Here is a 13,930-nt window from a genome sequence, read left to right as displayed (position 1 = left end):
ACATGGCACTCGCCGTCCATTTCCATGACCAGACGCAGCCGACCCATGACACCTCGTTGCGTGACGAGGCATTGGCCGGGTTTGCCGCTTCGCCCAAGCACATCTCGCCAAAATTTTTCTATGACCGTCGCGGCTCCGAGCTTTTCGAGCAGATTTGCCAGCAACCCGAGTACTACGTGACCCGCACGGAAGAAAAGATTCTGGCCAACGCGGCGAACGAAATTCTAGAGATAGCCGGGCCACAAACCGACCTGATCGAACTGGGCAGCGGCGCCAGCCGCAAGGTCCGTTTGTTGCTTGAGGGCCTGCGACCGGTCAGTTATCTCGGCATCGACATCTCCGAAGATTTCCTGCTGACCAGCACCCAGCGCCTGGCGGCGGATTACCCCTGGCTGGAAGTGCATGCGGCCTGTGCAGACTTCTCGGACGAACTGAAGCTGCCGGACGACTTCACCCTCCACCACCCGCTGGTGTTTTTCCCCGGCTCGAGCATCGGCAATTTCACCCCGCTAGAGGCACGCAAGCTGCTCGGCCATCTGCATGAGATCCTGCCGCCTGGTGGCGGCTTGTTGATTGGGGTCGATCTGGTCAAGGACCGAGACGTCCTCGAGGCGGCTTACAACGATCGCGCTCATGTGACGGCAGCTTTCAACCTGAACGTGCTGCAGCGCATTCGCCAGGAACTGGACAGCGATATCGACCCGTCCCGTTTTACGCACCAGGCATTCTTCAATGAGCAGGATTCGCGTATCGAGATGCACCTGATCAGCCGCGAGGCGCAAGACGTCACCATTGAAGGTCAGCGTTTCCATTTCGATGCAGGCGAAAGTCTGCACACTGAAAACTCCTACAAGTACACGCTCCAGTCCTTCGCTGATTTGGCCAACAGCGCCGGGTTCGACTGCAGCGGCCAGTGGACCGATGCACAGGACCTGTTCAGCGTTCACTACCTGCAACGTCGTCCATGAGACCGCTCGCTACTTCCCTGACCGCGCTTACCCTTGCGCTTGGCCTCGGCAACGCAACAGCCAACGAGCAAGCGCTACGGCTCAAGGACCTGCAGCGCTGCGGGGATCTGTTCTCGACGGAACAATTGACCTTCTGCCTGCGCAGCGAAGGCCTGGGCACCGATGATCTTAACGTGATGCTACGCGGCAAGGCTGTCGACGCCAGCCGGGAGGAAGACGGTCGCCTGCGGCTGACCGTGAAGCGGGACGATCATCAGAGCGGTCCGCTATGGCTGGAACAGGGCGAGCGGCGCAGCAACCCGATCTGGCTCACGCTCAACGGAAGCCATGTGATCGCGGCGGGGCCGGACGACGTCGCCAAGAATATGGACGGCTTAACCACGTACGTGGACCTGGTCAGCGTCATTATCGAAGAAGACCACGATGGCCTGGAGGAATCGCAACGCCTTGCCGATAAGTACGGCGCCGAGGTTGTGGGGGCCATCGCCCCGTTAAACACCTATCAGCTGCGACTGCCGGTGAAGGACCTGACCGAGCGCGACGCCCTGGTGCTGCGCTTGGGCAGCGAGACGAGCGTGGACGCCGTGGTCGTCGAAGAGTCCGGCGCCGAAGAACTGTTGGAAGAGGACAGCCAGCCCAAGCCACGCAACACTGAATGGGTCGCTAATCGCTTTCTCGATGCGGTGGATTTCTACCTGCATCGCCTATCGGCGCAGAAAACCGCCATCAAGACGCACCCAGTGCGGATCGGCATCATCGAGCGTGATGTCGATTTCGACTCGCCGGAATTTGCGGCGTACCTCGGCGGGTGCGAGCCGACCAAGCCGCAAACCTGTGTCTATGCCCGCGACGCCGAATCACCTGCAGACCACGGGACCAGCGTCACCGGAATTCTAGCGGCACGCAGCGCCGAGCCTGGCGACAGCGGCTTTCTCAGCGCACTGGAACCGGCCAGCTCTGGCTTCGAGGTCATTGTCGAACGCAACTCCGATGCTGGCATTACGGCCAATGTCGCCGCCTCGGTGAATCTGGTCGAGGATGGCGTGCGGGTGCTGAACTGGAGCTGGGGCATCCATCGCGTCGGCACGCTCGACGTCGACGGTGAGCGCATCGATTCGCTGGTGCGCTCCGGGGTTGCCATGAGTGGCTATGAAGAATTGCTCGAAGAATTCTTTCTCTGGTTGCGCCGAGAGCACCCCGACGTGGTGGTGGTGAATTCGGCCGGCAACGGCTCGGCTCGCTCCGGACAGGACGACTACCGCTTGCCGTCTTCCTTCATCACCGATCAACTGCTGGTGGTCGGTGCCCATGAGCGCGACTACAGCAAGGACGTACCGGTGGAGCACCCCGATTACGTCACCAAACGCCCTTCCTCCAATATCGATATGCGCGTCGATATCACCGCCTCTGCCTGCACGCGAGCAGCAACCCTTGAGGCTGGCACGCGCGGCGACGTGCACTGTGGCACGTCATATGCCACCCCCATGGTGACGGGCATTATCGGCGCGATGCTGTCGATCAATCCCGCACTGGAGCCGGAACAGTTGCGGGAGTTGCTGCGTCGCAGCGCCCTGACCATCGGCCGCAACAGCGATTTCGAAGCGGTTGAAGCCGATGACCTGACCGCCCCCATCCTGCCATCCGAACGCAGTTATCAGCTGGACAACCAGGACATCGGCCGTTCCGCTCGCCTGGACATGCGCAAGGCGCTGGAACTCACTGCAGAGAGTCTTCAGCACAGGCGCTGAAGGCCGCATGGGGTTGTTCGCCCAGCGCGTGCCCCTCCATTGCTCTCCCCGGCTCATCAGCAAATGACTCTGCCATGTGCTGTGATCGTCATCGCCTGAAACAATCTGCAACAAGACCGGCCACTCACTTAGTGGCAGGTTCATCGGTACAAGCGAAACGCTAATTGCCCGCCTTTGCTTCGTTCAAAAGCAACAGAAACTCTTTAACTAACATTAAATCAATAACTTATCGTATAACGGCATTTTAATATTTAATTGCCATGTCATTGATGGCTATTAGCTAAATATTAACCCCTAATAAAAAATGAACTTTTTAATGACGCCAAATTAACTTCAAATTTGAACATGCGACCTATATAAAGCCTATCCACGCGGCGCCTGTGGCTATTCAGGTCTGTCGCAATGCCCGGGTAGCGTCGTTGGTCAGTGCTTCGTCATTTCGCATGGATCCCCTGGATGCTTCCGTACTTTTAAAAGGCTTCGGCCTTTTGTCGTATTAAGTTCTGGAGATCGCAATGCTCGTCAAGATGACGTCCAGCACACGTAACGCACTGCTCAGTACTGCACTGCTCGCGGCTGTTCTTGTGTCCACCCCAACGCAAACAGTACTTGCCGCTACCTCAACCGCAACGGCGTCCTCCTTACACTCCATAGCAACCGCCAAGGTCAACGACTTCACCGGCCCGCAATGGCTCAAGGGAAGCTGGCGTCAGTCGGCCGGGTTGTCCATTCCAGCCACAGCCAGCAACAAAGCGAACTTCAAAAAGGGCGCTCAAGTCAGAACCGCCGATGGGCAGGTCCGCACGATCAAAGTGGTGTATTACTCCGGCGCCAACATGAGCCTCATGCTCTCAGGCTCGACGCTGAACGCCTCGAAAAACGGGTATCCAAAAAGCGTGGCGGTGCTGGGCGCTTCTCCCGCGGGCGGCAATACCGCCATAACGCCAACCCCCGACAGCAGCGCGAAGCCAAGCACTACAGCCCATAGCACGTCGATCAACAACTACACGAACAATGACTGGCTAAACGGCGTCTGGCGCAAGTCGGCAGGCTTCTCGATTCCCCTGAACAACGCCAACCGCTCCGCTTTCAAGGCGGGCTCCCAGGTGAAGCTGGTCGACGGCCAGGTGCGCAAGATCAACGCCGTGTACATGGCGGGCAACAACATAAGCGTGATGCTTTCCGGCGCGGCGCTTAGCGGCAAAAAATACGGGCACCCGAACAAACTGTTCTCGACTACCGCGACGTCCGCGCCGGCTCCAGCGCCCGTCAAGCCGAGCCAGCCGTCTACGCCGGTGGTCACACCGCCGCCGGTCGGCTCTTCGCCGTCCCTGACCACGGCGCTGAACTCGTTCAACGGTGGCGACTTCGTTAATGGCATTTACAACACGAGCAAATTCGTGGGCATATCGGTCAAGGCGACTGCCGAGAACAAGGCGGCCTTCCACAAAGGCGCGAAAGTCCGGTTCGCCGATGGGCAGGTACGCACCATCAACCTCATCTACTACTCCGGCGGCAACATGACGGTGATGATGGACGGGGGCGCCATCAACGGAAAGGCCGTCGGCTACCCGCGCACCGTCTCGGTGAACAGCAGCGGATTTAGCCAGCCAACGCCAGGTACCGGTGCGTCAAATCCGGACGCAGGCGGTTCGGCGCCCGCTAACCCTATCAACCTGGTCGGTATCAACCTGGCCGGTGCGGAGTTCGGCTCCGACGACCCGCTGCCTGGGCGATACCTGAAACAGTACATTTACCCGAGCGAAGCGGACTTCAAGCGCTACGCCAACCGCAACCTCAAGCTGGTGCGCCTGCCGTTTCGCTGGGAACGCATCCAACCGAGGCTCAATGGCGAGCTGAACAGCGCCGAACTGGCGCGCATGATGGCGACGCTCGATCACGCCAAGAAATACAACATGCAAGTCATCCTCGACATGCATAACTACTACCGCTACTACGGCAAGATGATCGGCTCCAACGAGGTGCCGATCAGCGCCTTCGCCGATTCCTGGCGGCGTATTGCGCAGAAGGTTTCCAAGCATCCCGCGGTCTACGGCTACGGCCTGATGAACGAGCCCCATACCACTAACGGCAAATGGCCCGCTGCCGCGCTTGCCGCCGCGAAAAGCATCCGCACCATCGATGCGAAAAACTGGGTTGTCATCGCTGGAGATCGCTGGTCGAGTGCCTTTCACTGGCCGTCCTACAACACCCAGCTGGTCAAGGATGCCTGGATGCGCGATCCGAAGAACAACCTGATGTTCGAGGCACACCTGTACTTCGACAAGGACTACTCGGGGACCTATGCAGACACCCGTGCGGTTTACGACCCGATGATTGGGGTGGTGCGAGCCAAGCCCTTCGTTGAATGGCTGAGCAAACACCGACTGCGCGGTTTCATTGGCGAGCACGGCTCGCCTGACTTCTCGCCATCGGCAGTGGTCGCGACGGACAATCTGCTGAAGTATCTGGGCCAGCACTGCATTCCCAGCACCTATTGGGCGGCGGGGCCATGGTGGGGCGACTATGCACTGTCGCTGGACGTGAAGAGCGGCAAGTACCGCCCACAACTGCCTGTCCTGCAGAAGCATGCGGCGAACAAATCATGCGGCAGCGTTGGTCCGCTGCGTTAATCGGCAAACGGCGCCCCGCACCAGCAGGGCGTTCTGATCAGCCTGCCGCCAGCCCGTCAAAGACTTCTGGGGTGAGCGCCGCTTCACCCTGTTCGTCCAGGCGCTGGCGATAGGCAGTCCCACCGTTGCCCCCTTCCAGCATCTGCAGTAACCGCGAACCCCGCTCGGTCAGCACAAAGTTCTCGCCATTGCCGCCCTCTTCTTCAGGGCGCGTGACCATGAAACCACCTTCGAACAACAGGCTCTCGTAGTTCTGCGCGTCCGCTTTCAGCGAGTCGAGGTTGGGGAGCGGTTGGCCGGCGTCTTCCATGGCAATCGCGTGTTCATCAGCATACTGGCGCGGCGCGAAGGGTTCGTTGCCGGATTTCTGCGCTTCGCGGAGCAAGCGCAGCATCAAATCCCAGTTATAGGTCATGTCCTTTCTCCTGTTGCACCGCGTCAGCGTGGCGGTTCTTGCTAATACGGACCGTGCCGGCGGCGGCATGGTTCGATCATCAGCACAACGGGATAAGGCTGAACTAAAGCGCGTCAGGGACGATCCACCGCATAGACCAACTGGAAGGAGCCCGTCATGAAACGCTTGATGATTCCGTTAACGCTTGCCCTGCTGGCAAGCCAACCGGTGTTCGCTGCCGAGTGCACCACTGACCAAATCAACGAGAAGGCCAAGCAGCTGGCCGACCGAGTCAACCAGCTGACCGAGAGCAATCCTGAACGCGCCGCCGAGATCAATGAGGAATTGCGCGACATGGAGGTCAAGCAGACCGCCGACCAACTCGGCAATGAGTGCGAGGCTTACGACAAGCGTCTGCAGCATGTGGAGCAGGCAGAGAAAGACGCCGATATCGCACCGGCGGTGAAACGCTGACGGATGGGTAAGCCAAGGTCGCCAATGCCACCCTGGCCGATATCGTTACTCTACGGCCGGCTTCTTGCGCCGCAGCGGCGCCAGGCCGTCTTGACTGACGATCTGTGAGGCTGGTTCTTCACGCTTGGCGTTTTTCGGCCGCTTGGCGGTTGGCTTGGTTGCCGGCTTGGCTTTTTTGTCGGCAACTTTCTTCTTGTCGTCCTTTTTCTTTTTGGTACCCGCCGCCTTGCCTGATGCCTTTAGGTTCTTCGGCCCGCCGTAGCTACCTTTCAAGCCTTTGATGACTCTTCGTTCGAAACGCTGCTTGAGGTAGCGCTCGATGCTGGACATCAGATTCCAGTCGTTGTGGCAGATCAGAGAGATCGCCAGCCCTTCCGCGCCGGCACGCCCGGTACGACCGATGCGGTGCACATACTCGTCACCCGAGCGCGGCATATCGAAGTTGATGACCAAATCCAGCCCTTCGATATCCAACCCGCGCGCCGCCACGTCAGTGGCGACCAGCACTTTGACGCCGCCTTCCTTGACCCGATCGATGGCCAGCTTGCGGTCCTTCTGGTCCTTGTCGCCGTGCAGCACGAAGGCTTTCACACCCTCCGCCACCAGACGCCCGTAGAGACGGTCAGCCTGGACCCGAGTATTGGTGAAGATCACGGCTTTTTTGTAGGTCTCGTTGGCCAGCAGCCAATGCACCAGCTTCTCTTTGTGCTCGGTATTCTCGGCCGTGATGATCTGCTGACGCGTACCCTCGTTCAGTTCGCTGACGCGGTTGAGCTGCAGGTGCAACGGATCGCGCAGCACGCTGGCGGACATCTCGCGTAACGCCGCGCCACCGCTGGTGGCTGAGAACAGCAGGGTCTGCTGACGCTTGGCGCACTCGCCGACGAGGCGCTGCACGTCGTCGGCAAAGCCCATGTCCAACATGCGATCGGCCTCGTCGAGGACCAGGAGTTCCACATCCTTGAGGATCAAGGTGCCGGCGTTGAGGTGTTCGATCATCCGGCCCGGCGTGCCGATGAGGATGTCCGGCACCCTGCGCAGATTGGCCGCCTGAACCTTGAAATCCTCGCCGCCGGTGATCATCGCCGACTTGATGAAGGTGAACTGCGAGAAACGCTCGACTTCCTTGAGGGTCTGCTGGGCCAGCTCGCGGGTCGGCAGCAGAATCAGCGCACGTACGTCGGTACGCACCACAGCATCGCCGATCAGCCGGTTCAACATCGGCAGCACGAATGCCGCGGTCTTGCCGCTGCCTGTCTGAGCCGTCACCCGCAGGTCACGCCCTTCCAGCGCTGGGGGAATGGCCGCTACCTGCACCGGCGTCGGTTCGACGAATTTGAGTTCGGCGACCGCCTTGAGCAGGCGTTCATGCAGGGCGAATTGGTCAAACAAGGGAGATACCTCAAGGTCGAAAAACGTCGCATAGATTAACGCGTCCAGCCGCCGGAGAGGCGCCTTTGTGCAGCGCAACCTGTTCAACGGCCAGAGGGCTCCGTGAGCATCGCCTGTCCGCAGCCATTGACGGGCAGCGTCAGCGACCAAGCGTTCGCTTACGCGCTACGCTCAGCGTGACGTGGCCGCTCAGCTCACTGCGGCTCGCAGGTGAGCTTGATGCGAAGACGGATCACGTCGCGTTTGAACTTGGCGGTCATTGGCTTGCGTTCACCGGCGGCCAGCGTGGTGCGGCGGGTACGCGGCGATTCGGGTCCATTGCGGAACACCGCCGCGCACTCGACTGGACGATCACCGAAGTTCTGTAGCACCAGGCCGGCCATGTCCCGGTCGATGGTTTCGGTGGACGCCAGCACTTCGGCGCCGTTGAGCTCCTGCTCCAGCTCCACGGGATAGCTGACGGCCAGGGCGCTCAGTGGGATGATGGTGAGCGCGGCGAAGCAGATTCTTTTCATTTTTATGCAGGCTCCTCGTGAAGACGTGCCAGCGTACCAGACAGACGCGACAGGAAAACAATGGAATGAAAGTGCCACGTGTCACGCTCGATCAATGGCGAACCCTGCAAGCGGTGATCGACCATGGTGGCTTCGCCCAGGCTGCCGAGATGCTGCATCGCTCCCAATCCTCGGTCAGTTACACGGTGGCACGCATGCAGGAACAGCTCGGCGTGCCGCTGTTGCGTATCGATGGGCGCAAGGCGGTACTCACCGATGCCGGCGAGGTTCTGCTGCGTCGCTCGCGACAACTGGTCACGCAGGCCGGACAACTTGAAGAGCTGGCCCATCACATGGAGCAAGGTTGGGAAGCGGAAGTTCGCCTGGTGGTGGACGCCGCGTACCCCAACGCCAAGCTGATCCGGGCGCTGACCGCATTCATGCCGAAGAGCCGTGGTTGCCGCGTACGACTGCGAGAGGAGGTGCTGTCAGGCGTCGAGGATGTGCTCAGGGACGGCACGGCCGACCTCGCCATCACCGGTTTGGATATCACCGGCTATCTTGGCGCGGAACTGAGCACGGTCGAGTTCATCGCCGTGGCGCATGCCGAGCACTCGCTGCATCAGCTACAGCGAAAACTGAGCGTGCAGGATTTGCAAAGCCAGATGCAGGTAGTGGTGCGCGACTCCGGCCAACGGCAGCCACGCGACAGCGGCTGGTTGGGCGCTGAACAGCGCTGGACGGTTGGCAGCCTGGCGACCTCGGTGGGCTTCGTCAGCAGCGGGCTCGGGTTCGCCTGGCTGCCGCGGCACATGATCGGCCGCGAGCTGGCAGAAGGCGTGCTCAAACCGCTGCCATTGGTCCAAGGGAGCATTCGCCGCCCGTTGTTCTATCTCTACACTAATCCCGAGAAACCACTCGGCCCGGCAACACAGATTCTCATCGACCTGATCAAGACGTACGATGCGCAATCGCAGTCTGCCAACGGCGGACTGGCTCAGGCTTCCACCCTCACCAGGACTACACCATGAAACGACTCCTACTCGCCGCCTGTTCACTCTTGCTCGCCGGAAACCTGCTGGCGGCGGACAATCCACACGTGCTGCTGAACACCAGCATGGGGGAAATCGAAATCGAGCTGGAGGCCGAAAAGGCGCCGATCAGCGTGAAGAATTTTCTCGAGTACGTCGAAAGCGGCTTCTACGACGACACCGTGTTTCATCGCGTAATCCCCGGCTTCATGATTCAGGGCGGCGGCTTCAATGAAGGCCTGGGCCAGAAAAAGACCGGTGAACCGATCAAGAACGAGGCCGACAATGGGCTGCACAACGTTCGCGGGACGTTGGCGATGGCGCGTACACAGAACGTCAATTCGGCGACCAGCCAATTCTTCATCAATCACCGCGACAATGATTTTCTCGATCACGGCACCCGGGACTTCGGCTATGCGGTCTTCGCCAAAGTCGTCCGCGGCATGGACGTTGTTGACCAGATTGCCCAGGTACCAACCGGCAACCGCAGCATGATGCAGAACGTTCCCCTGACGCCCGTAAAGATCATTTCCGCGAAAAAGCTGTAACCGACGCATCCGTTCCGGCGCGCGCTGTTTAAGCGTGCGCCGGCCCAGCTGCCAGAGGAGACCGCGCATGAGTGAACAGAACCCCCTGAACACGGCCGAAGGCGAAGCGAAACTGCTGCAGGATCTGCTGAGCGCCGAGCGCGCCGGCGCCAAGGTTGCTGGCGAGAGCCTGCAACAATGCGAAGATCCGGCGCAGCGGAGGTTGCTCGAGCAGATCCGCCAGGGCGAAGTCGACAGCTGCAGGCTGGTGCTCAACTGCCTCAACCATCTGGGCATCGAGCCCAATCGCGAAACCGGTGCGTTTTACGGCAAGGCCATGGCCATCGAGTCGCTGGACGAGCGCCTGCCCTTCGTCGATAAAGGCCAACAATGGGTCATCCGTAAGCTCCTCGAATACCTGCCGGGCTGTCAGGATGCCTTCCTCCGCACTGAACTCGAAAAGATGCTGGCCATTCACGAGATCAACAGTCGAGCCGCCTGAACTACCGGAATCTGCTGGCAACCTTCAACGACACCCTCAGCGCTGCGCGTCGCTCCAATAGCGCCGCCAGCGCGCAACCAGTGCGTCTGGCGCATCCACATAAAGTTCGCCGCCAGTTTTCAGCGCGCTGCTCTGCAGTTCGCTGCGGCGCTCGGCAATCATGACCTCCAGCCGCGCTAGCTGGTCCGGCTCACCAAACAGATCGGGGGTCCGTTGCATCAACTGAAGCATCATCGCCAGATCGTGATCATCGCCCAGCATGTCGGCCAGACGCTTAAGCGTGTCGCCGCGCAGCCGCATCAGCGTTGGCCAGCTCGGCGCGAGCAGCCGCGTCTGGTACCAGTGATCCTTGACCCGCTTGCGCCACTGGTGCAGTTGCTCATCGCTCAGATCGAGACGTGCTTTGGCCAGCTCGGCACATCCATCTGCGTATGTGCGCTTGACGCCTGCAGCGAACAGCTCAAAGCCGTTCTCATCCAGCGTCCACGTCTCGATTCGATTGCACAGTGACTGAAGCTCTGCGGTCGCGTCGACGATTCGCTCATCGATCCCGCTGGTCTCGGTCTCGCTGCGGCGTGCCCGGTCTCGCAACCGCCGCCGTGTTTTCCTCAAGCCCTCTTCGGCAAAAGGTTTAGGAAATCGCTCCGCCAGCAGGTCCCAGCACTCCAGCATGGCCGCCGCATCACGGGACTCGGCCAAGGCACGCCCAAGGTCGCGAAGGCGTTGGTTTTCACGCTTGAATTCACGCCCCAGGGGCTCACGTACCAGGCGCAGCAGCGCGCGCAGTTCTTTGAAACGCTTACGCGCCTGGTGGATGCCTTCTGCACGCTCAGCAACGGGTGCGCCCAGCGCTTCGATGGCGTTGTCGATACCCTGACGCACCACCTTGCGTACTTCAGAGGCGGGATCGTGCGGGCGCAGCTTGTATCCCATGGGAACTCCTAACAGGCCCGCCGCCATGCGGTTTGCAGGCGTCCGCGGGTGATCAACCGTAGCGCTTGCGCGCCTCGATGGCCAGACCACTGCCGATACTGCCGAAGCGGTTTCCTTCGACGTGGCGCGCCCGTGGCAACAAGCGAGTAACACTGTCGCGCAGGGCCGGGATCGCGCTCGAACCGCCAGTGAAGAACACCGTATCGATGTCCTCATGCTTGAGCCCGGCACTGGTCAGCAATTGACTGACCGTGCCGCGAATTCGTTCGAGCAGGGGATCGATTGCCGCCTCGAAACCGTTGCGGGTCAGGCTCGCCTCTAGCCCGGCCTCGATCCGCGCAAAATCGATGACGTATCGATCATGATCGGTCAGCTCGATCTTCCCCTGTTCCACCTGCATCGCCAACCAGTGCCCGGCACGCTGCTCAATCAGGCTGAACAGGCGGTCGATTCCGGTCGGATCGACGATGTCATAGCGCATGCTTTGCAGCGCGCGCAGCGAAGCAGGCGCATAGACGGCATTGATGGTGTGCCAGGTGGCAAGGTTCAGGTGCGTGCTGGTTGGCATCGGCGCATCGCTTTTCATCCGGCTGCCGTAACCGAACAACGGCATCACGCCCTGCAGACTGAGCTGCTTGTCGAAGTCGGTCCCGCCAATGTGCACGCCGGAGGTGGCCAGAATGTCTTCCTGACGGTCGTCGATGTCGCGGCGCTCGGGTGACAGCCGGACCAGCGAAAAGTCGGAGGTACCGCCGCCGATGTCGACAATCAGCACGCGCTCTTCACGTTCGATTCGCGACTCGTAGTCGAATGCCGCGGCAATCGGTTCGTACTGGAACGAGACGTCCTTGAAGCCAATCTTGTTCGCCGCGGCGGCCAGCGTTTGCGCCGCCTCCCGATCGGCCTGCGGATCATCGTCGACAAAGAACACCGGACGCCCCAGCACCACGTCGTCAAATGCGCGTTCGGCCTCCGCCTCGGCGCGCTGTTTGAGCGTGCCGAGAAACAAGCCGAGGATCTCCTTGAACGGCATGGCGCTGCCAAGCACCGTGGTTTCGCTCTTTAGCAGCTTGGAACCTAGCAGGCTCTTGAGCGACCGCATCAGGCGCCCTTCGTAGCCTTCCAGGTATTCGGACAGGGCGAGGCGCCCATACACCGGTCGACGCTCCTCCGCGTTGAAGAACACCACCGAGGGCAAGGTGTGCTGGTCACCTTCAAGAACAATCAATGGTTCGCTAGCAGGACGCCACCAGCCGACGGTTGAATTGGAGGTGCCGAAGTCGATGCCGCAAGCGCGGGCGGGAGACGGAGTGTGCATGGGCGGTCCGGACTACCAAAAACGGCCGCGCAGTTTATGCGAGCCAGCCACTAAATGTCGGCCAATCGTCGATTGGTTGTGGCTGGCTAGCATGCCGCGGTTGCATCCGCGGCATCTGGGTGCGGGTCAGGCCAGCGCGGCCTCGCCCTCGGCAGCCGCCGCGGAGTCGGTCATGCCATCGGTCATGCGCTTGGAGTCCTGGCAGAACGTACGCGACGCCTGGAACAGGAACACCATGGTCAGCAATAACGAGCCGGGAATTAGGTACATCGCGCCGTGCAGCCCCTCCGCCCGGAACACTTCGCTCATTTCACTGGCGCCAGCCGCCAGCATGGCCGCCTCGGCGAAATGGTCGGACAGCAGGCCTACCACCACCGTACCCATGCCACCGCCCAACAGATAAAGGCCCGCGAAGAACAACGCCATGGCTGTCGCTCGCAGCCGCGGCTCGACCACATCCTGAATGGCGGTATAGACGCAGGTGTAGAAGTTGTAGGAGAACAGCCAGCCGATGCTGAACACAGCGACGAAAACACCGACCTCGATACGCCCGGCGAGTAGTGCGTAGCCGGTGGCAGCAGTCGCAATGAGCATGCTGGCTGCCGCGAAGATCAGCCGGCCCCGGGCAAAGCGCTGATGGATCTTGTCGGCCACCCAGCCGCCCAATGTCAACCCGACCAGGCCGGTCAACCCGACGATCACACCGGTAGCAATAGAAGCTTCCACCAGCGGCACCGCGTGATAGCGCATCAGCAGCGGCACCATGAAGGCGTTACAGGCGTAAGTGGCGAAGTTGAACGCCAACCCGGCCAGCACCAGCCACCAGAAGGTGCGGATAGCCAGCACTTTGCGGATTGGTTGCTCGACGCGTGCCTGCGACACCTTCACCGTCTCTGCGGCGCCACGCTGGGGCTCCTTGACAAAAAAGATGAACAGCGCCAGTACCAGGCCTGGCACCGCCGCAATGAAGAAGGGTGCGCGCCAGCTGCCGAAGTACTCGACCATCGAGCCGATGGTGAAGAAGGCCAACAACAACCCCAGTGGCAGACCGAGCATGAAGATACCCATCGCGCGAGCACGCTTATGGGCAGGAAACAGGTCGCCGATCAACGAATTCGCTGCGGGTGCGTAGCTCGCCTCGCCAATGCCGATACCCATGCGTACCAACAGGAACGTCCAGAAATTCCAGGCCAGGCCGTTGACGGCGGTCAGCCCGCTCCAGGCGGTCAGCCCCCAACCCATGATCTTGCGACGCGAGCCGATATCCGCCATGCGCCCCAACGGCACGCCCGCAATCGCATAGACGATGGTGAACGCGGTACCAATCAGGCCCAGCTGAAAGTCGTTGAGGTTCCACTCCAGGCGCAGCGGTTCGGCGATGATGGCCGGAATGGTGCGGTCGAAGAAGTTGAACAGGTTGGCCAGAAATAGCAGGAACAGGACGCGCCAGGCGTTCGCGGCTTGGGTGGATGGCTGCATGACGTCGCTCTCGATTTATTGTTATGCGCCGGTCGTG

General features: G+C 60.7%; 13 protein-coding genes. 7 read left to right on the top strand and 6 right to left on the bottom strand.

What is annotated here, in order from left to right:
• Positions 1-2 precede the first annotated feature (2 nt).
• From egtD to K4O48_RS05375, 3 genes are all read left to right on the top strand, one after another.
• Entirely contained in the window at positions 3-968 is a 966-nt protein-coding gene (gene egtD, locus K4O48_RS05385; RefSeq protein WP_222911043.1) for an L-histidine N(alpha)-methyltransferase, read from the top strand.
• The gene (locus tag K4O48_RS05380; RefSeq protein WP_222911042.1) at positions 965-2,716 is read left to right on the top strand and encodes a S8/S53 family peptidase; all 1,752 of its coding nucleotides are present in this window, start codon (positions 965-967) and stop codon (positions 2,714-2,716) included. The genes egtD and K4O48_RS05380 overlap by 4 nt, the downstream gene beginning before the upstream one ends.
• A 515-nt stretch (positions 2,717-3,231) precedes the next feature.
• The gene (locus tag K4O48_RS05375) at positions 3,232-5,349 is read left to right on the top strand and encodes a glycoside hydrolase family 5 protein (RefSeq protein ID WP_222911041.1); all 2,118 of its coding nucleotides are present in this window, start codon (positions 3,232-3,234) and stop codon (positions 5,347-5,349) included.
• 37 nt (positions 5,350-5,386) lie between these two features.
• On the opposite strand, the gene K4O48_RS05370 is transcribed toward K4O48_RS05375, so the two are convergent.
• Positions 5,387-5,764 (bottom strand): transcriptional regulator, encoded by a 378-nt coding sequence (locus tag K4O48_RS05370; RefSeq protein ID WP_222911040.1) that lies wholly within the window; start codon positions 5,762-5,764, stop codon positions 5,387-5,389.
• Positions 5,765-5,920: 156 nt separating this feature from the next.
• On the opposite strand from K4O48_RS05370, the gene K4O48_RS05365 reads away from it, so the two are divergent.
• The gene (locus tag K4O48_RS05365) at positions 5,921-6,217 is read left to right on the top strand and encodes a hypothetical protein (RefSeq protein WP_222911039.1); all 297 of its coding nucleotides are present in this window, start codon (positions 5,921-5,923) and stop codon (positions 6,215-6,217) included.
• A 45-nt stretch (positions 6,218-6,262) separates the two neighbouring features.
• Here the strand turns inward: K4O48_RS05365 and K4O48_RS05360 are convergent, their stop codons facing one another.
• Positions 6,263-7,609, bottom strand: coding sequence for a DEAD/DEAH box helicase (locus K4O48_RS05360; protein WP_222911038.1), 1,347 nt, complete (start codon positions 7,607-7,609; stop codon positions 6,263-6,265).
• A gap of 194 nt (positions 7,610-7,803) precedes the next feature.
• Positions 7,804-8,124 carry a 3-phosphoglycerate kinase gene (locus tag K4O48_RS05355; protein WP_222911037.1) on the bottom strand — a complete coding sequence of 107 codons (321 nt, stop codon included), beginning with the start codon at positions 8,122-8,124 and terminating at the stop codon, positions 7,804-7,806.
• A 65-nt stretch (positions 8,125-8,189) separates the two neighbouring features.
• On the opposite strand from K4O48_RS05355, the gene K4O48_RS05350 reads away from it, so the two are divergent.
• From K4O48_RS05350 to K4O48_RS05340, 3 genes are all read left to right on the top strand, one after another.
• A complete protein-coding gene (locus K4O48_RS05350) occupies positions 8,190-9,134 on the top strand; it encodes a LysR family transcriptional regulator (protein WP_222911036.1) in 945 nt (314 codons plus the stop codon).
• Positions 9,131-9,682, top strand: a complete 552-nt coding sequence (locus K4O48_RS05345) for a peptidylprolyl isomerase (protein ID WP_222911035.1) — start codon at positions 9,131-9,133, stop codon at positions 9,680-9,682. The genes K4O48_RS05350 and K4O48_RS05345 overlap by 4 nt, the downstream gene beginning before the upstream one ends.
• Before the next feature lie 67 nt (positions 9,683-9,749).
• Positions 9,750-10,163 carry a DUF6306 domain-containing protein gene (locus K4O48_RS05340; RefSeq protein ID WP_222911034.1) on the top strand — a complete coding sequence of 138 codons (414 nt, stop codon included), beginning with the start codon at positions 9,750-9,752 and terminating at the stop codon, positions 10,161-10,163.
• 36 nt (positions 10,164-10,199) lie between these two features.
• Here K4O48_RS05340 and K4O48_RS05335 read toward each other — a convergent pair whose 3' ends face one another.
• From K4O48_RS05335 to K4O48_RS05325, 3 genes are all read right to left on the bottom strand, one after another.
• Positions 10,200-11,096 (bottom strand): CHAD domain-containing protein, encoded by an 897-nt coding sequence (locus tag K4O48_RS05335; protein WP_222911033.1) that lies wholly within the window; start codon positions 11,094-11,096, stop codon positions 10,200-10,202.
• Positions 11,097-11,148: 52 nt separating this feature from the next.
• Entirely contained in the window at positions 11,149-12,414 is a 1,266-nt protein-coding gene (locus tag K4O48_RS05330) for an Hsp70 family protein (RefSeq protein WP_222911032.1), read from the bottom strand.
• Positions 12,415-12,540: 126 nt separating this feature from the next.
• Entirely contained in the window at positions 12,541-13,893 is a 1,353-nt protein-coding gene (locus K4O48_RS05325; protein ID WP_222911031.1) for an MFS transporter, read from the bottom strand.
• Positions 13,894-13,930: the final 37 nt, after the last annotated feature.

Source organism: Pseudomonas sp. DNDY-54 (genome assembly GCF_019880365.1).
GTDB lineage: Bacteria > Pseudomonadota > Gammaproteobacteria > Pseudomonadales > Pseudomonadaceae > Stutzerimonas > Stutzerimonas stutzeri_P.
This window is presented reverse-complemented; position numbering and strand designations above follow the sequence as displayed.